Here is a 19,478-nt window from a genome sequence, read left to right as displayed (position 1 = left end):
GTAGTGTGGGGTCTCCCCATGTGAGAGTAGGTCATCGCCAAGCGCCTAATAAGCTCTGAAAAGAGCAGTGACGAAGCCAGCTGAATAAGCTGGCTTTTTTGCATCTGTATTTAGGACTTTATAACATCCCGCTCTATAGCCCCATTTCTCCCTATTGCTAGCAGATGACTTATCCACTTAAGTTCGAAAAAGTGAAATCAAAAAAAGAGCAGCTAAGTGCTGCTCTTCAGTCGGTCATCAGGTAAAAGGGTTATTTCGCTTCTTTTAGCCACTGTGCTGCACGTTTAGCAAAGTAAGTAAGGATGCCATCAGCGCCCGCACGTTTAAAGCACAGTAGCGATTCCATGACGATTGCTTTCTCTGCTAACCAACCATTTTGGATGGCGGCCATATGCATAGCGTATTCACCACTGACTTGATAGGCGAATGTTGGTACCGCAAGCTCAGTTTTAACGCGATGCACTATATCTAAATATGGCATACCGGGTTTTACCATCACCATATCAGCGCCTTCTTGGATATCGAGTGCAACTTCATGCAGTGCTTCATCGCTATTGGCGGGATCCATTTGATAGCTGTGCTTATTGCCACCTTTAAGGTTGCCTGCTGAGCCGACAGCATCGCGGAATGGGCCGTAGTAGCTCGAGGAGTATTTGGCAGAATAGGCCATGATTTGAGTGTTTACATGGCCAGCTGCTTCTAACGCTTGGCGAATAGCGCCAATGCGGCCATCCATCATATCCGATGGGGCGACAATATCCGCGCCCGCTTCAGCGTGTGATAGGGCTTGCTTAACTAAGATTTCAGTGGTGACGTCATTTAGGATATAGCCTGTTTCATCGATAATGCCATCTTGACCGTGGGTAGTGAAGGGATCGAGTGCTACATCTGTCATAATACCAAGCTGTGGGAAGGCTTTTTTGAGCTCGCGCACGGCGCGTTGCACTAAGGCATCGGCGTTATATGCCTCTTCAGCCATTAAGGTTTTTTTCTCTGAGGGTGTAACAGGGAAGAGGGCTATCAGTGGGATCCCTAGCTCGACTAATTCTTCCGCTTCTCTCAGCAGTAAATCAATTGAGTAACGTTCAACACCTGGCATGGAGGTGACTTTTTCGCTGCGATTAGTACCTTCGAGTACGAACATTGGATAAATTAAGTCATTAACCGTCAGATGATTTTCAGCCATCAGGCGGCGGCTGAAATCATGTTTACGCATGCGGCGCATTCTACGCTGTGGAAAAGCACTGGTAATGATGTTCACATTGGACTCCTAATTAGGTTCTGCTCTTGCTGGCACATACAATTTCACTTGATTGCGCCCGTTATTTTTCGCTTGATAGAGAGCTTTATCAGCTTGTTCTAGTAATTCGGTATTGTGTTGATCACTAGTCATGATATCGGCACTGACTCCGATACTGATGGTCAATGGAATAGGTTTCCCTTCCCATTCTAGGTCAATAGAGGTCACAGCGTCTCGAATGCCTTCAGCGACCTTAAGTGCGCCTTCCGCCGTTGTGTTGGGTAGAATAATAGCAAACTCTTCACCACCAAAACGTGATACTAGATCCGTTGGACGCTTTAAATGTTGTTGTAATGTCTGGGCAATCTTCTTTAATGCCTGATCCCCAGCTAAGTGACCAAAATGGTCATTGATCGATTTAAATCTGTCGATATCTAGCATTAATAGTGCGATGGGCGTTTCTTGGCGGCGACTGATCCGGCTCTCTGCAAGCATGCGTTTATCGAAGGCGCTACGGTTTTTAACTCCGGTTAAGCTGTCAATTGTACTCTGTTCAGTCAGCTTTTGATTGACTTCATGCAGCTCTCTAAGGGTGATCTCAAGTTCTAGGGTGCGTTCTTGCACCATTTGCTCTAGCCTTTCGTTGGTCTCTGCTTCAAGTTTTAACGCTTCTTCCCGGGCACTGCGGATTTTTTGAGCTTGTTTCAATGCTTCCTGTTGAATACGCAATTTAGCTTTGCGTTCATCGTTGTAACGAATCGCGAGCACGAGTGACATGAAGATGATCTCAAAAGTGAGCCCAAGCATAACTGGGGTCTGTGGTTTTAAATTCAAATTAATAACACCAAGATAGAGTAGGCTGCTAATACAAGCGCCAGTGAGCATGCTCACCCACCCTATGGTGTAGAGTTTGGCGAGCTTATGACCGTTAATCGCTTGGACAATGGCGAGCATCATCAAAATCACACTGAGGATCACAACGGAAACAATCTCAATGTAAAGAGCTGTACCGTAATGGACGAAGGGCACTAATAGGCTCACTAATAGGATATACACTGCGCTGTAACGGCATATCAAGAGCATACGGCGGTTATGGTATTTGAGTTGCAGTATTTTCTCGGTAAACATTAAAGCGAATGCCATTACCAAGGGTAATAATATCGGAACCATAAGTCGTTGTAATGCAGGCCAATCAGGCCAGAGGAAACGGAAAGCAAAGCCATTAATGGTAGCGACCAATAGTGTCATGCAGAGTACATAGCCGGAGTAATAGCTGTAACTGAATGAACCAGAAGCTAAAGCGATAAATAGACTGAAGATCCCTATCGCGGCGAGCACACCGAGCTGAAAACCATGCTCTACAGCTGTCGATTCGGCAATTTGGGCTAAATCATTGGCTGACCATAGATTAAGTGGTACTGCAGCACTTCCTTCCGTTTCTATATGCAGATAAAAGGTGTGTTGTTCATTGGCGTTGATTTTAAAAGGATATAGAAAAATATTGCTCAATAACGGGCGTTGCTTATAGGGAAGTGTATCTCCCATATAGGCGGTGTTGATCAGCTGGTTACCTACTAAATGATAAATCGTCACTTTATCCAATAATGGATTATCTAGGGCGAGAATGCGCGAGAGGCTTTCATTGCCACTGTTTAGATTAACCGTCAGCCAGAAATCATGTTGGCTAAGGCGTTGAATATCGGTACTCGTAAACTTATGCCATTGCGTCTGTGGGAGCGCTTGAATGTCGGTTAACTGACTTGTGCCATTGCTATGAGTCACCATGAGCCAAGGTGTTAAATTGAGTGGTGTAGGTGTGCGTTCATCTATACTCATCGTGCTGGCGAAAGCACCAAATGAAATGAATATGTTGATAAGCAAAACCAATAAGCGACCTAAACTAGTCATCGTATTGACTCAAATTAAAAAACGATAAGCTATTGTGATAGCATTGTTTAGCAAATTCAGCCGCATTTTCGCCACGTAAGTTGGCAATATACTGTGCGATATAGGGAAGGTATTCGGGCTTGTTTTTACTGGATTTTGGCTTGGGTCGCATACTCCGAGGGAGCAGGTAAGGGCTGTCAGTTTCAATCAATAAGCGCTCTTTTGGAATAAAAGGCACTAGCTCTGCTAATTCTTGTCCACGTCTCTCATCGCATACCCAACCAGTAATACCTAAGTGTAAACCGAGGTCAATATAAGCTTCCATTTGCGCGCGGGTGCCAGTAAAACAGTGCAGTAATGCTCCGGTTAGCTTGGGGCGGTATTCCTTAATAATGCTCAAAAAATCACTGTGGGCATCTCGCTCATGCATTAGAACGGGTTTTTGTAGTTCTATGGCAAGTTCTAGCTGTGCGATAAATGCTTGGCGCTGGGCAGGACGTGGTGAAAAGTCCCTGTTATAGTCAAGTCCACATTCGCCAACGGCAACGACCTGTGGTGCTTGGCATAACTCTGTTTGAATCTGCTTGGAATCTGCTTGCCATTCGCTGGCATGGTGTGGGTGTACGCCAGCGGTGCAATAGAGTTGATTGGGATATTGTTGGCAAACCGCGATGGCAGTTGCACTTTCAGTTAAATCGCTGCCAATAACGATTAACGGCGAAACCCCTTGGTCCGCCGCCGCTTGTATTATTGATGCTGTGTCTGGTTCGAGTGCGCTGCCAAGTAAATTGACAGCGATATCTATGTATGAGGGCATTATTTTAGGCGCTTCACCCTCACCTGGGCGTTGCGGTTATCGGTACCCATTAAGAAAGAACCTAGGGCGGCTTTCTCGATAAAGACCTTGTCACCTTGTTTTAGGTTGAATTTGCGGCTCTCGGTTTGTTTCCAGACTTGGCCGTTAGTGAATGTCACTTTAATAGCGCCATAGGGATCTTCTGTAACAGACTGCACGTCTAGATAAATCTTATCGACGGTATTTTCTTGGATACGCTTGGCTTCCATACCGAAGTTATCTTCAATGTTTGCTGCTGGAGCTGCTGGAGCTGCTGGAGCTGCTGGAGCTGCTGGAGCGTTAGCGGCCACAGCGACAGTTGGCGCAGCCAACACTGCGGCAACACTTACAGGGGCAGTTTGCGTATCTATTGTGGCCGTTGTGCCTTTTATGCTGGCGGCGAGGTTGTCATAGCAAATTAGGCGTTCGAGTTTGTCTGCTGTTGCGGCACATTGAGTCAGTTGTCGTTCAATGCTGGCATTTGCTTGGACCGAAAACAGCATAACCGCTGCAGCCATAAGAGTTAAGCGCATCAGGATCTTCCTTATTCTTATATTCCTCTAACGCCAGCAAGGGCGTTAGTCGTTCGTTTGTTCTTCTTCGTTCGACTCGTCGCTCGATTTACTGTAAAAACGAGCCGCGAATAAACCCCCCTCGAACAATAACAGCATTGGCACTGCAAGCATAGTCTGGGAAATCACGTCCGGCGGTGTTAATAACATACCAACAACGAAGGCTCCCACAACGATATAAGGACGTTTTTGCCTGAGATCTTCGGGAGTTGTCACACCTGCCCAGCAGAGTAAAACCACGGCGATGGGGATTTCAAAGGACAGTCCGAAAGCAAAGAAAAGCTTTAAGACAAAATCCAAGTAGCTGCTTATGTCCGTTGCAACTTGTACTCCCTCAGGTGCTGTGTTGGCAAAGAAGCCAAACACCACGGGAAATACTATGTAATAGGCAAAGGCAATACCAAGGTAAAACAACACCGTACTGCTAAAGAGCAGTGGCATGACTAAGCGCTTTTCATGTTTATATAGGCCTGGCGCGACAAAGGACCAAATTTGATAGAGCACATAGGGCACGGCCACAAAAAATGACAGGACTAAAGTCAGTTTAAAAGGGGCAAAGAAAGGTGCGGCGACATCGGTCGCAATCATGCTGCCACCCAAGGGTAGAGACTGCATTAAAGGGATTGCCATATAGTGGTAGATATCATTTGCCCAATACACGCTGCAGATGAATACGATTAACACGCTGGCAATGGATTTAAGCAGCTTGGACCTAAGTTCAAGCAAGTGGCTGATAAGTGGCTGCTGTTGCGACATGAATTATCCGTTGGCTTTCGGGTTAGAACGGGTATCCGCGCCCTGGGATGGCTCGCTGTGAGCGGCGGGAGACGCCGATGTTGGACTCGCCTCTACCTGGCTTGTCGGGCTTGTTTGACCCACTTGAGTTGGATTGTGGATCGGCCCCCCCGGTGCAGAAGTGTTTTGGGAAACAGGATCTTGCACTTGATAAGGTCGATTCACTGACTGCGCAGCCTGCTTCAATTGATCGATAGATTCTTGAAGTTCAGGTGAAAGATTTGCTAAACCTTTGCTCTCGGCTTTTTTAAGATCCGCATGTAATTGCTCGATCTTTAGCTCCTGCTCAAGTTCATCTTTGACTGAGTTGGCCATGCGTTTCATCGCGCGGATCCAACCTGTAATCGAACGCACCGCGACCGGTAGACGCTCGGGGCCAAGAACCACGAGCCCCAGAACACCGATCAGCAGCAGCTCCATAAAGCCGATACCGTCAAACATAAGGAATTACACCTGTTCTTTGTTAGACTCTGGTTTTTTTTCCGTCGCCTGTTGAGTCGTTTGCACTGTTTTAGCTGCTTCGGTGTCTTCTAATGCCTTTTTATCTTCTTCTGAAGACATGGCGTTTTTGAAGCCCTTAACCGCACCGCCTAAATCACCGCCCAAAGAGCGCAATTTCTTAGTTCCAAACAATAAGACAACGATTAACGCAATGATAAGAAGTTGCCAAATACTAATGCCACCCATGAAGGTATCCTCTTAATTGATATCGGTTCTATTATGAACCTCTGATTAATTAGTGCTAGCTAAAATTTACGATTCTTTGGCCTAGATCGCCATCCGATAAACCACAATATTGCGCCTGAAATAAGACACACGTAAGGGGCCCACAGTGTAGCGTTTTGATTAAACAATAACGTGCCACAGATCAATAAAATTGCAGAAGTGATAAGCAGGTAATTACTCTTATGTGACTGCTGCTGATATTTTAAATACTTATCTAGCATCTGTTGCTGAGAACTCAGCAATTTCCTGCCTAATTTAAGGTTGTCATAAATCAGTTCTGGGAATTCAGGTAGCTTATCAGACCAATATGGCAGTTTTGTGGAAACCTTTTTAAACATGGCCTTAGGGCCTACTTGTTCGGCCATCCACTGTTCTAAAAAGGGTTTAGCGGTCTGCCATAAATCCAACTGTGGATAAAGCTGCCTGCCTAATCCCTCGATATAAAGCAAAGTCTTTTCGAGTAGCACCAGTTGCGGCTGCACAATGATATCGAAGTGGCGTGCGGTGCGAAATAGCTCTAACAGTACATGACCAAAGGAGATTTCATCGAGCGGTTTATTGAACATAGGTTCACAAACGACCTTGATGGCTTGTTCGAAGGCCTGTAAGTCGGTTTTTTCCGATACCCAACCTGACTCAATGTAGAGCTGGGCGATTCTGTGATAATCCCGATTGAAGAAGGCGAGGAAGTTTTCGGCCAAGTAGCGTTTGTCGACTTCGCTGAGTGTGCCCATAATGCCGCAGTCTAAACCAATGTAACAGGGGTTTTCTGGGTGCTCTAACGAGATAAAAATATTGCCCGGATGCATATCTGCATGGAAAAAATTATCACGGAATACTTGGGTAAAAACAACTCAACCCCGCGCTCGGCTAACAGCTTGAAGTTAGTTCCCTGTGCCTTGAGGGCGGCAATGTCAGATACTGGAATACCGTAAATACGTTCCATCACCATCAGGCGTGGATAACAAAACTCCTCATATACATAGGGCACATAGAGGGCATCTGAATTGAGAAAGTTATTACGTAACTTAACTGCGTTTAAGGCCTCAAGCTTAAGGTTTAACTCACCTAAAATCGTGACGCGGTAATCTTCAATCACTTCGGCGGGACGTAGCCTGTTACCTTCGCCTAGAAGATAGTCAATTATATTTGCGGTTTGTGACATCAACAGTAGATCGGCTTGGATCTTGGCCTCTACATTTGGACGCAGCACTTTCAAAACTACCGCTTTGCCATTTGATTTGAGTGTTGCCGTGTGCACTTGGGAAATCGACGCTGAAGCTAAGGGCGTTTCATCGAAGTGATCAAATAAGGATTCAATTGGCGCTTTTAGCTCAGCTTCTATCGCTTGGCGAGCGAGCGCACCATCGAAGGGGGGGACCTTGTCCTGCAGCATAGCGAGCTCACTAGCCCACTCATCACTGAGTAAATCGCGGCGGGTTGAGAGCATTTGTCCAAGCTTGATATAAACTGGGCCAAGTTCCTGCATCGCCAGTTTTAGGCGTTCGCCACCGGGCTTATTTTTATGCTTGTTGCGGATCCAGAATAAGCTATTACGGGCGAGTTTAAAGTACCAAGGGGTCATCTTTGGCGGCAAAACCTCATCTAACCCATATTGGAGCAGGGTCTTGATGACGTGGTAACCGCGGCGGATACTGGCAAAGGTCATAGCTTAATTTGATCTCTTAATTGGGTAATCCGTTGTTCAAGCGCTTGGGTGTCGGTCACTAAATCATCCACTTTATCGCGAAAATGGACTAATTCAATTTGGTGCGGCGCGAGGCGATATTCTTCAACTGCAAGCTGACCTAAATGGGAGCGGGTTTGGCGTAAAACATCAAGGGCAAAACCTTTTGCCTGATGGCTGGCGCTGATGAGTCTGTGGGTCGGGGCGTCCCCTAAATAGCGGGATATCGGCTCGGCAAAGTCGAACTCGATGCCACGTAGATATTGGCTAAAGCTTTGTAATAAATTGAGATCGCCCTCAAGCTTGAGCTTATCCTGCTTGATTAGCTCTGTCAGGTTAGCCCCTTCGGTCACGCGATATAAAGTGGTCACATCGGCGTGCAGGCTGACATCGACATCCCCTTCATAGCGGCTGAGCACTTGGATCTCTTTGGCAAACACCAAATAGATTGGCCAGCTAAGCTGCGACAATTGAATGCGAAATACTTTACCATGCAACTGGCGCTGGCGTGGATAGTCATCGCCCGCTTGGGTCTGAAGTTTTTTCAGCCCCATTTCCATTGCGGCGCAGGCCAGTAGCACAACTTCCTGCGGCATCATTAGAATTTATAACCACGATGCAGGGCGACGATACCGTCGGTCATATTGGTGTAATCGACCTGTTCAAAGCCTGCGTCCACCATCATTTGCTTCAGGGTGTCTTGATCTGGATGCATACGAATCGACTCGGCTAAATACTCGTAGCTGTCCGCATCTTTAGTGATAAGTTCGCCCATCTTAGGTAAGACTTTGAAGCTATATAAATCATACACTTTACGCATGATTTCATGCTGAGGCTTCGAAAACTCTAACACTAACAACTTGCCACCGGGCTTGAGTACGCGGTTCATTGAGCGTAGCGCGGCATCTTTATCGGTCACATTACGTAGACCAAAGGCGATAGTAATGATATCGAAATGGTTGTCTGGGAATGGTAGTGCTTCAGCATTGGCCTGCACATAGCTGACATTATTTACAATACCGCGGTCACGCAGTTTAGTGCGGCCAACTTTAAGCATTGAATCGTTGATATCGGCTAACACGACTTCGCCCTTGTCACCCACAAGATGGGAGAATTTGGCGGTTAAGTCACCGGTACCACCGGCTAAATCGAGCACTTTCATTCCAGGACGAGCACCTGACACTTCAATGGTGTAACGCTTCCAAAAACGGTGAATACCGAAGGACATCACATCATTCATAATGTCGTATTTTGCGGCGACTGAATGAAACACGCCCGCAACGAGATCGGCCTTCTTATCGGCCTCAACGGTTTTGTAACCAAAGTGGGTACTTCTAGATTCGCCCTCAGACATCAATGTGTTCCTATTGTTTTGCAATGTATTAGTTGCGAGTGTAAGCCATCGCCTGCATTTGCTGAATCTTTGATCTATCACTCTGTGATCGAGCTAGTAAACTCACTTGAATGCGTTAGTTTCAGTCGCTTTCTATAAGTCCTTGAGTTGAGTGCTCGTCGACCACATAAAATGGACTGGCATTAGAGCACAATATCAGGATTTGGTGAATAGCTTAGCGCCGAGTCATGGATAACTGATGCTCAGTTATTGCGCCAAAAACGGCATACGAGCTTGCACATATGCATAGATAAGCTCGCTTAGACTCTGACCTACATCCCTAAAACCGGCTTCAAGTCCCGCTTCGTGGCAACTTGGCGCAGCCTCGGCCAAATGCAAATAAGCACATGGGCAGTGGCGGGCGATGTAACTGACATAGTGAGCCGCATCGAGCAGTGGCACGCCAGCTGCCGTAGAAGCACTACTGGGCATTTTGGCGATGGCATCGACATCTAGCTCTAAACCTACAGGTAAACCTGTCTCGTTGAGTTTTGCAGCAATCTCAAGCAAGGCCTGGCTTAGACTTATTTCGCGGCGAACCCAAATCTGTTGCAGGCTATGCCAAGAGCCACCAAACTCAGTCAGCTGAGTTAAATTGGCTTCGCTGTTTTTTAACTCGTGCAAACCGAGTACATGATAAAACCCTAAGGCACCATGATCGGCGGCATAGCTAAAACCATTGCCGCTATGGCGACCTTCGAGCAGGCGAAAATCCGAATGGGGATCGAGATTCACCGCCGCAACTTGGCGCTGGTAATGGGCTGAGGTCGCCATCAATAATCCATAGGCATTGTTGTGGCCGCCGCCGATGAGTATGGGTTCTAAGCCCGCCTTTAAGATAGCACTGACGATGCGGATCACGCGCTTATCTAGTTGCTCCACCGCATCGCGTAATTCATCTAAGGTGACATCAGTATTGTCTGCTGGATCGCTCGCGGTTTGTTGCTGTAGATCTACGGTGTTAACTTGGCCTAACACTAGACATTCGGCGCCAGACAAAAATCGATTCGATTGCAGATTGAGCCATTGGCGCATGCTGGTGGTAAAGGCATCGGTGGCACCACCACGACCTAAGTTTGCCCGTGGGCCTATGTCCTCGCCAACGCCGACAATAGCAAAAGCCGCACCGTGGGCCTTTGCCGTGGCGAGTATGATCTCGAGCGAGTGTTCGTTATTGGCAAGATGCACGCATTGGCCAAGCTTAGTCTCGCCAGTTCTAGGGCTGACTAGGGTGGCAATGTCTGCATGGGTAAAAGGGATAAATTCGGGCATAGGGGATTATTCTTATAGGACCAGAGACTACTTATTGTGGCGCAGGCTAGGGCGATTGTTCAATGCTAATAAAGGTGAAATAGATAATAAAAAAGCCAGCTTAGCTGGCTTTCTTGTCATATCTTTTTTACTTATTCAATATCGAGTGGCTCAGGCGACAGGATAATGCCCGTGTTATCGGCATAGATATGATCGCCAGGTAGGAAAGTCACACCGCCAAAATTGACCGGAATTTCCACTTCGCCCACTGAGTTGCCATCGGCGCCCACGGGGATAGAAGCAAGCGCTTGAATACCAATGTCCAACTCTTCCAATGCATCCACATCGCGCACAGAGCCGTAAATGATAATGCCTTCCCAATTGTTGCTGACCGCAAGTTCTGCAATAGCACCATCGATGAGTGCGCGGCGCAATGAGCCACCACCATCGACCAGTAAGACTTTACCTTGGCCATCCTCTTGTAGGACCTCGGTGATTAGGCCGTTGTCTTCAAAGCACTTAATGGTGCTAATAGAACCGCCAAAAGAGCTACAACCACCGTAGTTACTGAACATGGGCTCGACTACATCTACGACATCTAAGTACATGTCACATAGTTCTGAGGTGTTGTATTCCATATTTACACTCCTATTGATCCGCGTTGCGTACAGTTTAGCGAGTTTACGCCAGTATAAAAGGGATCCATGAAAAGAAAAGTGTTATCTATCACGGTATTGTTGCCGCTGGCTGGTTAACACAGTCTGTAATATTTTTTCGTAACAGGATCGAAATTAGTGCTCAAAACTTGATATTAGTCATTAAATAACGGTTTTTTATTACAACTCTGTTGCGCGTTTTGATATTATATCCCAAGTTTAAATTAACTTACGTAACTAAATTTGCTTTAGGGGCAAGGACCCCCCGTTATGCTTATGGACGGTAGAGGGCCTTTGAGAGGTGCCTATGGAAGCTGTAAACACGATTGAAATTATTGGTTATTTTGCCTCTGTCATGGTGGCTATCTCATTAATGATGAAGAATATCATCTGGTTAAGATGGTTGAACTTTGTGGGCTGTACCTTGTTTGTGATCTATGGTGTGTTCATTTCGGCTTGGCCAGTTGCCGGAATGAATGCGTTTGTTGCCTGTATTAATATTTACCATTTGACCAAAATTTACCGCGCTAAGGCGAGTTAGTCGCCCTTAGCTTGGACCTTATCCATTGTGTTGCTCTGATCCTAACTCGGGCAGCACAATGGCTTCCTCAATATTTTTAGCCTTTCTTCAGCTTCACTTGCCATCATCTGCCTGACAACCCTGTATTCGTCATTGCGACTGTCATAAAACTTTAGGCCAGATGTCACTTAGGCGTCATAGCCATTTCTTAGTCTCACACCATCTGACCATGAGTTAAATAAACAAATTCAATCGTGAATAGTAGCCTTGGGTTTGAAGAATAGATCGCATTAAAGCCAAGTCTGCTAAGCGTTGTCGAGAGAGTGCACAGATTAACATCGCAGTAAAACTCGCTGGTATACCAGTAAGGAGCCTGTTCTATGTTGAGTTACGTTGCAGACTTAGATAAGCGAATGTTTTTGCATATTGTGAGCTTCACGCAGCACCACGGTTTATATGCCCATGCAAAGCGAGTGTCTGCGAGCGGCGATGGCCATGTGTATTTGTATCTTTCGCTGGGTTTGATGTTGACGCATACCCAAGGGCAGATGTTATTCAATCTGATGTTAGCGAGTTTTTTGGTCGAGTTACCTTTGTATTTGTTATTGAAAAATAGCATCCGCCGTATAAGGCCCTGTCATGGGTTGGCAGGGTTTGAAAGTGGCTTTGAGCCATCGGATCGTTTCAGCTTACCGTCGGGACATACGGCCGCCGCCTTTGTGATGGCAACGAGCGTGGCACAGGTTTATCCCGCTGTAGCCCCTGTCGCATATGTATGGGCCCTTGGTATAGGTTGCTCGCGTATCTGCCTTGGTGTGCATTACCCCTTAGATATCGTGGCTGGCGCTTTATTAGGTACTGGAGCCGTATGCTTGGTTTATCCCGTCATTTAGCTCAGTTTGGATTAACTCTTGTATCTCATTTGTTGAACTCTCCACAATCCATAGATTAAAGGATAAGCAATGCGAATACTCTACGGAGTTCAAGGCACTGGGAATGGCCATTTAAGTCGTGCGCGTGTGATGGCTAAGTCACTGATAAAAAATGATATAAAAGTAGATTTTTTATTTTCTGGCCGTAAGCCTGAGCAGTTTTTCGATATGGAATGTTTTGGCGATTATCGCGTGCAGGCGGGGATGACATTTGCGACCCACTCAGGGCGTGTAAATGTACCACAAACGGTGCGGCAAAATCTGTCATTGTCGTTATTTAAAGATATCCAAGCCCTCGATTTAAGTTGTTATGACTTAGTGTTAAATGACTTTGAACCCGTATCGGCTTGGGCTGCGCGGCGCCAGGGTGTGCCTTCGATTGGCATTAGCCATCAGGCGGCGTTAACTCACCCTGTCCCCAAACTCGGTAGCACTTGGTTTAATGAGTTATTGCTCAATTACTTCGCGCCCGTGGATGTGGCGCTGGGGTGCCATTGGCATCACTTTGGTTTCCCCATACTGCCCCCCTTTGTCGAGGTTGATGCCAGCCCTATCGAGCACACGCACCAGATCTTGGTTTATTTACCCTTTGAAGATGCGGATGTGATTGCGGACTTCCTCAAATCCTTTAGTGATTATCAGTTTTTGGTGTATCACAGCCAACAACCGAAGGGGCAAGTTGCCGAACATATCAAGTGGCATGGTTTTAATCGTGACGGCTTTAAGCAACATCTTGCCAGCTGCGGAGGTGTGATAGGCAATGCTGGCTTTGAGCTTGCCAGTGAAGCATTAACCTTAGGTAAAAAACTCTTAGTCAAACCACTCATTGGTCAGTTTGAGCAACTGTCTAATGTCGCCGCACTACAGCTATTGGGCGTTGGAGATAGCATGATGAGTCTCGATATTAACGTGGTAAAGCGTTGGCTTAAAACGGCATCGCCTAACCCCATTGCCTATCCTCAAGTGGGGGATACGCTTGTCAAATGGATCCGTGGCGGCGATTGGCACCATAGTCAGCCCTTATGCCAAGATCTCTGGAGCCAAGTGACGCTCCCCGATACTTGGCGTTAAGTTTTTCGTTGCGATGAAAGCCAATTAGGCACTAGCTGGGCCAATGGGGTTAGCGTATAATTTGGTCAATTTTGCTGTTAGCCCCTTTCAGCGTGTCTATTTTGGCCTAGTCTGGCCGTTAATTATGTTGTTATAAATGAGCCTTAAAAAGTTTACTCAGTACAAGTTACTGTTTTTGATGTTGTTATCTCTTTGTGTTTTGCTTCCTTTTATTCCTGACCAAGCCTATCACATTCCCGGCCCTGATACTGCCAAGCAAAATCTGCATGTGATTGAATTTAATGATCAAGGTCAACCCCATAATGATGGGCAATGGCAAGGCTTACAGGCGCGAATTTTACAGTCCAATACTGACACTGCCCCCGAGTTGCTGATTTTTGTCCATGGTTGGCACCATAGTGCTAACCCAAAGGATGAAAACTATGTCGCCTTCGAACAGTTTTATCGACAGATGGCGGCGTCTGACTCCCAGCGTAACTTGCTCGGTTTATACATAGGCTGGCGTGGCGATAAATACGACCCTTTTTGGTTAGATGGTTCAGATGATGCAACCAGTTGGATTGAGCCACTGGATTTTCCAACCATCTTGCAGCGTAAACGGGTCGCTAAACGCATCGGGAAAACGGGTTTATCCCAACTGCTTGATAAGCTTGATGGCTTAGTGGCGGAGCATAAACTGCTGCGTTATACCGTGATTGGTCATAGCCTTGGTGGAGCGGTTGTTTTGCATGCCAGTAAAGATCGCATCAAAGCCGCCATAGATAAGGAGCAGGATAATCCGAATTTATTCTTGTTGTTAAATCCTGCTGTGCCCGCGAGGGAGTATAAACCACTCGATACATTGGTGAGCTTAGATAGGCAAAAGCCGAGCATGGTGGTATTACAGTCAAAGGGTGACTTTGCGGTAAAAGAAGCCTTTAACTACATCAAAGACGGCGAGCGTGCTGTGGGTAACTCTTGGGCCATTACCCACGATATTGATAAATGTTCCGCGGGGAACTGTGATACCCCCATTAAGATGCCGTCAGCCTTAATGGCCCACGATCAAATTCCCGGTTGTATGATGACCTTACCCTATTCGGGCTGGAAGATCCGTGCTCGCCTGCAGGCTCGTCGTACCGTACAAACCTGTCCCGATGCCAATATGCAGGCCGTGTGGGTGCTGGCGGTGTCGGATGAAATCGTCTCTGGGCATAATGGTATCTTAACGCCGGACCATGCCAAGGCCCTATCCGAGGTGATGGGGATGATTGATTTGTATCGAAATCAACTGCCTAAACATGCGGTTGAGAGTCCTGCTAACCAAGATCTCGGCACCCTAGCGTCAGAGTCTGATACTGCAGCTCCAGCTGAAGGTGAAGTGGCAGTGCCAGAAGAGCCCGTTGTTATTGTCGAGCCTTTACCGAATCAGCAAAGTTCAGGCTCTAAGCAAGGTGAGTCATCTATCTCCGAAGAGCCATCAGCACCAATCAGTGATTCTGAACCAGAACTACAGCCATAGCTTGAGGGCAGTATTGAATCTCAACCTGAGACTAAAGACATTTTAGTCATCTAAGGAAAGAGCCTAATCACTCAAATATAGTGCGAATAACCACCAGATTGTACTTGACGTTATCTGTCAATCTGGTGGTCGTTTGAACGAGATTATGCCGTTCTAAACTGTTTAACATTTTGCTCTAAGGTTTTTGCCAGCACCTCAAGCTTTTTACTTGCAATGGTAATTTTACTGGCTTGTTCCTCTGCGAGCGAAGCTGAATGGGTTATCTCACTAAAGTTATGATTGATTTCTGAGGCTACAACGGATTGTTCTTCCGCTGCGGTGGCAATCTGGGTGTTCATATCGCTTATTTTAGTGACAGATAGATTGATTGCATACAAGGAGTCTCCTGCTGATTTGGCTTGTTGGACACTGGTATCAGCCTGAACTTTACCTTCATTCATCACTGCAACGGCGTTCATTGAGTTGCCTTGCATCTTCCCGATAACCGTTTGTATTTGCCCGGTGGATTCCTGAGTGCGGCGTGCTAGATTGCGAACCTCATCGGCAACGACAGCAAAACCACGACCTTGTTCGCCGGCTCTTGCCGCTTCAATTGCGGCATTTAGTGCAAGCAAATTAGTTTGCTCTGCAATGCTTTGGATAACTTCCAATACTGAACCAATTTGACGGCTATCTTCCGATAAATTATTGATAACGTCTGCAGCTTCACTGACTTTGTCGGCGAGCTTATTAATGCTTGCTTGGGTTTTACTCACTTCATTCTGCCCAGCCGTGAATTCATTCATGGCTGTTTGTGCTAAAACAGCCGCATCGCTGGTGTGGTTTGCGACCTCCGAAACAGTAGAAGACATTTGATTAATTGCCGTTGCACCTTGTTCTGTGGCAGCTTTTTGATTACCTATCAACTCCTCATTGTACTGTGCGGTTAGTAATAACTCATTTGATGCGGCAAGTAACTCGCTGGCCGCTTTTATCGAATTTTTAGTGATCCCCGACATATGGTCAGTTAAATCTTTAAGTGCACTTAAAATGCTTTCGGATGTATGGAATTTCACTTGTGTCGTTAAATCACCGGATGCGATTTCTTTTATCACAGAAGCCGCATATTCAAGCTCGCCCCCAACGAGTTTTTTTAATCGATTAACGGTACTCATAGCCACAAGGGAGCCAATAATAATCGCAATAGTGGTCACAACGAGCATAATCCACTGAAAACTGTTTGTTTGCTCACGAGCGGAGGCAACCTGATGTTGTATTGCTTCCTCTTGGTAATCGATTAACTTATTAATTCGCTTAAGCCATTCGCTGTATGCAGGTGAAACAGTCGTAATCAAATAATCGGTTGCTTCGGCTTGGCGGCCATTGTTGACCATAGCCAGTAAGTTTTCGGTCAAAGACAAGGTTACCGCCTCGGTTTCTTTGATTAACCGTAACAGGTTTTGTTCTTCTGGACTGTGTTTCACTCTTGCGTACATGTTATCTAATACAAGTGCCGCTTTCTGGTAGTACTCATTAAGACGAATAATGTCATTTTGGTGTAATTTTGATTTATCGTTATCTTTGGCTAAAACGACATCCCTAATAGAAATAGCCCTATCATGCACGCTACCACGGAAGTTGATGGCTTGGCGTTGTTCTACAGCGGTTTGCTCGGACAGTTCAGTCAAATTTTGATCAGCTATGCTGATTTTGAACAGGCCAAAGAATGTGATACCAAGCATGATCAATAGCAGTACTGCGAAGCCTGAATACAGACGTTTTATTACATTCATTTATAACACCTTATTTCGATATTAGGTTTCTTGGTATTTGATGTTTAGTATACGTTAACGTAATGATTTTAGAATACGGAACAGTATATTAACTGATTGATTTTTTACCGCTTTAGGCGAAATTTTATCCACGCGATCAAGCCGATTAGTTGTTACAATGCCAGTTTATGCAAGTCTTGCGTAAAGATGTCTAATAAACAGATTATTGCGAATTTTTGATCTGCCATTTACGCCAGCTGAAGATAAGTAAAAGGGCAATTAGCAGGCTCACTATTGCCCATGTGGGATATTGATGTTGATGATAAAACGCCAGCATTGGGGCGATTTCATCGCGGATTAACACTGGGCCTAATCCAAAGAGTGTCACCCAAATGCTGGTGGCCAGCACATTGCCAATCACAAATTGTTTCAGTGGCATTTTAGCTAGACCGCAGCCGATAAACATGAATTGTTTTAATCCTTCAATAAAACGACTTAACACTAAAGCGGCAATACCATATTGATCGATAATGCCGTGGATTTTGTCTTCGAGTTGCGGCTTTATCCAGCCTTTTTTAAGCAGCACATCGCCAAATCGCCAGCCGAATAAATATCCCAAACTATTGCCGGATAAGGCGCCACAGGCCGCAACTATCAATACCAATGGCAGTGACATTTGCCCTGTGGCTGCTAATAGGCTGGCGACAATGAGCAGTGATTGCCCCGGTGTGGGAATACCAAATCCTTCAAGGGCGATGGCGATAAACAGCAGCAGATAACCATATTGCTGCAACCAAGGTGTCATTTCGGTGATGAGATGTTGTAGCACTTCGGGCATGGGATTAAGGCAATATTTACGCTAGATGAGCCAATCATACTCGCCACACTAAACCTCTGGATAGGTTTATGAGCAAAGTTTCATCTAGGATTATTAGTGCTAGAACAGCTAGCTTAACGGCCGATGTGGCGGAAATAAAAAAGGCCGAACTAGTTCGGCCCTCGGTATTTCTCATCGTGATTAAGCGAAGGCGGCTTGCAGTTGTGGTACCACTTGTTTCTTACGGCTTAGTACGCCGTCTAACCACACTTTGCCATCGATTGGGGTCTTGCCATAGGCACGATTGATCAAGTCGGCATCATCAGAAATCACTAACAGTTCTGAGCCTTCTTTCATAATATCGGTCAGCAGCAACAAAACGCTGTGGCGATTGCCTTCCACTTTCAGTGCTTTGATATCGGCTTCTAATCCTGCCTTAATATCATCAAATACTGACAGGTCAATCACTTCTAACTGACCGATACCGACTAAGTTACCGTTCATATTGAAGTCTTTAAAGTCACGCATAACGAGGTCGCGTGCTGGAGTGCCTTCAACGGCAGATTTGACTTTGAACATTTCCATGCCCAGCGCTTTAAAATCTTCGATGCCTGCGATTTCGGCTAAGGCTTCAACGCAGCGAATGTCGGCAGTGGTGCATGTTGGTGATTTGAATATCACAGTGTCGCTTAGGATGGCGCACATCATGATGCCAGCGATATTTTTTGGGATCGCCACTTGGTAAAAGTCGTACATCATCTTGATGACAGTGTTGCTACAACCGACTGGGCGGATCCAGCACTCTAATGGCGTATCAGTGGTCAGATCGCCCAGTTTATGGTGATCGACAATCCCGACGATAGTCGCCTTAGCGATATCGTCTGGTGCTTGGGTCAACTCTGAATGGTCAACGATATACACCTGCTCGCCAGCGTAGCTGGTTTTGTATTCTGGTGCTTCGAAGCCGAAACGCTCCAGAATAAAGGCGGTTTCGGGTGACAATTCACCTAAACGTGCGGCAATGGCTTCTTCACCGATTTGGTTTTTTAAATAGGCTAACGCGATAGCACCGCAGATTGAATCAGAATCGGGGATCTTGTGACCGACAACGTAAATAGGCATTTCAGGGACTCTCCTTTAAATTTATGGCAATTTTAACAATATTTGACTCGATTCGGAAATAGCCAAAGCGCATATCACTGCGCCCTTAAGTCGCTATTACGCTAAAAATACTGAGCTGAGGTTCGGCAAGTATTGCTTAAGGCTTAAATCTTCACTTTTATCACGACTTTACGTACAGGAGTGGCAATATCGCCCGTGCCCGGCATATGCATGTCGCCGGGGAAAAAGAGCGCAAACATGCCTGCTTTGAGTTTGATATACGAGGCATTGGCCCTGTTTGACTCATAATCGAACTCGGCGTAGTCGTGCTTATCGAAATAAGGTTTAGACGGTGTTTGGTCGGCTAATGGTAGATAGCCAAATTCTTCTTCACCACTGACCACATACTGCACATCGATATATTTTTGATGTACTTCAAAGGGTTCGGTCGATTGTGGCTTGGTTTGGTAGTCATTGACTATCACGAAAATATCATCGCCATCGAGGGGATAATTGCCCACGGGCAGTTGGCTAAAGTCTGTGGTGGCAAGATGTGCTAATGCGGTGGCTAGACGTGGGCTTAAGGATTGATAAATATGGCGATTAGCTAAAGTATCGACAATCATGGGGTACTCGACATGGCGTAAGTAAATGAGTGAATTGTAAAGATTATAATCAGTTCACCGCCGTTAGAACATAAACTTTAGACATAAAAAACAGGCCATTTATGGCCTGTTTTCATT

19 protein-coding genes and 1 pseudogene are annotated in these 19,478 nt (G+C 46.0%); 4 read left to right on the top strand and 16 right to left on the bottom strand.

The annotated features are described in order from the left end of the window. Positions 1-250 precede the first annotated feature (250 nt). The 12 genes and pseudogenes from hemB to rraA form a co-directional block, all read right to left on the bottom strand. On the bottom strand, positions 251-1,261 hold the full coding sequence (gene hemB, locus SOHN41_RS16515; protein WP_007651223.1) for a porphobilinogen synthase: 1,011 nt from the start codon (positions 1,259-1,261) through the stop codon (positions 251-253). Between the two features lie 9 nt (positions 1,262-1,270). Beyond that, positions 1,271-3,148: a sensor domain-containing diguanylate cyclase gene (locus SOHN41_RS16510; protein WP_037459449.1), complete on the bottom strand. Its 1,878-nt coding sequence runs from the start codon at positions 3,146-3,148 to the stop codon at positions 1,271-1,273. After that, positions 3,141-3,944, bottom strand: coding sequence for a TatD family hydrolase (locus SOHN41_RS16505; protein WP_007651220.1), 804 nt, complete (start codon positions 3,942-3,944; stop codon positions 3,141-3,143). Before SOHN41_RS16505 ends, SOHN41_RS16510 begins: the two co-directional genes overlap by 8 nt. After that, positions 3,944-4,495: a hypothetical protein gene (locus tag SOHN41_RS16500; RefSeq protein WP_007651218.1), complete on the bottom strand. Its 552-nt coding sequence runs from the start codon at positions 4,493-4,495 to the stop codon at positions 3,944-3,946. Before SOHN41_RS16500 ends, SOHN41_RS16505 begins: the two co-directional genes overlap by 1 nt. Before the next feature lie 45 nt (positions 4,496-4,540). Continuing rightward, positions 4,541-5,290: a twin-arginine translocase subunit TatC gene (gene tatC, locus SOHN41_RS16495; RefSeq protein ID WP_007651209.1), complete on the bottom strand. Its 750-nt coding sequence runs from the start codon at positions 5,288-5,290 to the stop codon at positions 4,541-4,543. Positions 5,291-5,293: 3 nt separating this feature from the next. Continuing rightward, positions 5,294-5,770: a Sec-independent protein translocase protein TatB gene (gene tatB / locus SOHN41_RS16490; protein ID WP_007651208.1), complete on the bottom strand. Its 477-nt coding sequence runs from the start codon at positions 5,768-5,770 to the stop codon at positions 5,294-5,296. Between the two features lie 6 nt (positions 5,771-5,776). Continuing rightward, complete coding sequence (gene tatA / locus SOHN41_RS16485; RefSeq protein ID WP_007651207.1) at positions 5,777-6,016, bottom strand: Sec-independent protein translocase subunit TatA; 240 nt, start codon at positions 6,014-6,016, stop codon at positions 5,777-5,779. A gap of 59 nt (positions 6,017-6,075) precedes the next feature. Continuing rightward, positions 6,076-7,724: pseudogene (gene ubiB, locus SOHN41_RS16480) on the bottom strand (ubiquinone biosynthesis regulatory protein kinase UbiB). Then, complete coding sequence (locus tag SOHN41_RS16475) at positions 7,721-8,341, bottom strand: ubiquinone biosynthesis accessory factor UbiJ (protein WP_007651204.1); 621 nt, start codon at positions 8,339-8,341, stop codon at positions 7,721-7,723. The pseudogene ubiB and the gene SOHN41_RS16475 overlap by 4 nt, the downstream one beginning before the upstream one ends. Beyond that, positions 8,341-9,096 carry a bifunctional demethylmenaquinone methyltransferase/2-methoxy-6-polyprenyl-1,4-benzoquinol methylase UbiE gene (ubiE, locus tag SOHN41_RS16470; protein WP_007651203.1) on the bottom strand — a complete coding sequence of 252 codons (756 nt, stop codon included), beginning with the start codon at positions 9,094-9,096 and terminating at the stop codon, positions 8,341-8,343. Before ubiE ends, SOHN41_RS16475 begins: the two co-directional genes overlap by 1 nt. Before the next feature lie 246 nt (positions 9,097-9,342). After that, positions 9,343-10,407, bottom strand: a complete 1,065-nt coding sequence (locus tag SOHN41_RS16465) for a formimidoylglutamase (RefSeq protein WP_007651194.1) — start codon at positions 10,405-10,407, stop codon at positions 9,343-9,345. A 131-nt stretch (positions 10,408-10,538) separates the two neighbouring features. Next, positions 10,539-11,024: a ribonuclease E activity regulator RraA gene (gene rraA, locus SOHN41_RS16460; protein ID WP_007651193.1), complete on the bottom strand. Its 486-nt coding sequence runs from the start codon at positions 11,022-11,024 to the stop codon at positions 10,539-10,541. A gap of 325 nt (positions 11,025-11,349) precedes the next feature. Between rraA and SOHN41_RS16455 the strand changes: the two genes are divergently transcribed. The 4 genes from SOHN41_RS16455 to SOHN41_RS16440 all read left to right on the top strand — a co-directional run bounded on the left by SOHN41_RS16455 (position 11,350) and on the right by SOHN41_RS16440 (position 15,066). Continuing rightward, positions 11,350-11,583 (top strand): YgjV family protein, encoded by a 234-nt coding sequence (locus SOHN41_RS16455; protein WP_007651191.1) that lies wholly within the window; start codon positions 11,350-11,352, stop codon positions 11,581-11,583. A 359-nt stretch (positions 11,584-11,942) separates the two neighbouring features. Then, the gene (locus tag SOHN41_RS16450; protein WP_007651183.1) at positions 11,943-12,455 is read left to right on the top strand and encodes a phosphatase PAP2 family protein; all 513 of its coding nucleotides are present in this window, start codon (positions 11,943-11,945) and stop codon (positions 12,453-12,455) included. A 69-nt stretch (positions 12,456-12,524) separates the two neighbouring features. Then, a complete protein-coding gene (locus SOHN41_RS16445) occupies positions 12,525-13,565 on the top strand; it encodes an MJ1255/VC2487 family glycosyltransferase (RefSeq protein WP_007651182.1) in 1,041 nt (346 codons plus the stop codon). A 136-nt stretch (positions 13,566-13,701) separates the two neighbouring features. Then, positions 13,702-15,066: a hypothetical protein gene (locus SOHN41_RS16440; protein WP_007651181.1), complete on the top strand. Its 1,365-nt coding sequence runs from the start codon at positions 13,702-13,704 to the stop codon at positions 15,064-15,066. Positions 15,067-15,209: 143 nt separating this feature from the next. Here SOHN41_RS16440 and SOHN41_RS16435 read toward each other — a convergent pair whose 3' ends face one another. The 4 genes from SOHN41_RS16435 to SOHN41_RS16420 all read right to left on the bottom strand — a co-directional run bounded on the left by SOHN41_RS16435 (position 15,210) and on the right by SOHN41_RS16420 (position 19,361). After that, the gene (locus SOHN41_RS16435; protein WP_007651180.1) at positions 15,210-16,838 is read right to left on the bottom strand and encodes a methyl-accepting chemotaxis protein; all 1,629 of its coding nucleotides are present in this window, start codon (positions 16,836-16,838) and stop codon (positions 15,210-15,212) included. 202 nt (positions 16,839-17,040) lie between these two features. Beyond that, positions 17,041-17,655, bottom strand: a complete 615-nt coding sequence (locus tag SOHN41_RS16430; protein ID WP_007651179.1) for a DedA family protein — start codon at positions 17,653-17,655, stop codon at positions 17,041-17,043. Positions 17,656-17,835: 180 nt separating this feature from the next. Then, positions 17,836-18,756 carry a manganese-dependent inorganic pyrophosphatase gene (locus SOHN41_RS16425; RefSeq protein ID WP_007651178.1) on the bottom strand — a complete coding sequence of 307 codons (921 nt, stop codon included), beginning with the start codon at positions 18,754-18,756 and terminating at the stop codon, positions 17,836-17,838. Between the two features lie 143 nt (positions 18,757-18,899). Beyond that, positions 18,900-19,361, bottom strand: coding sequence for a YhcH/YjgK/YiaL family protein (locus SOHN41_RS16420; RefSeq protein ID WP_007651170.1), 462 nt, complete (start codon positions 19,359-19,361; stop codon positions 18,900-18,902). Positions 19,362-19,478 lie beyond the last annotated feature (117 nt).

The organism is Shewanella sp. HN-41 (genome assembly GCF_000217915.1).
Taxonomy (GTDB): domain Bacteria; phylum Pseudomonadota; class Gammaproteobacteria; order Enterobacterales; family Shewanellaceae; genus Shewanella.
This window is presented reverse-complemented; position numbering and strand designations above follow the sequence as displayed.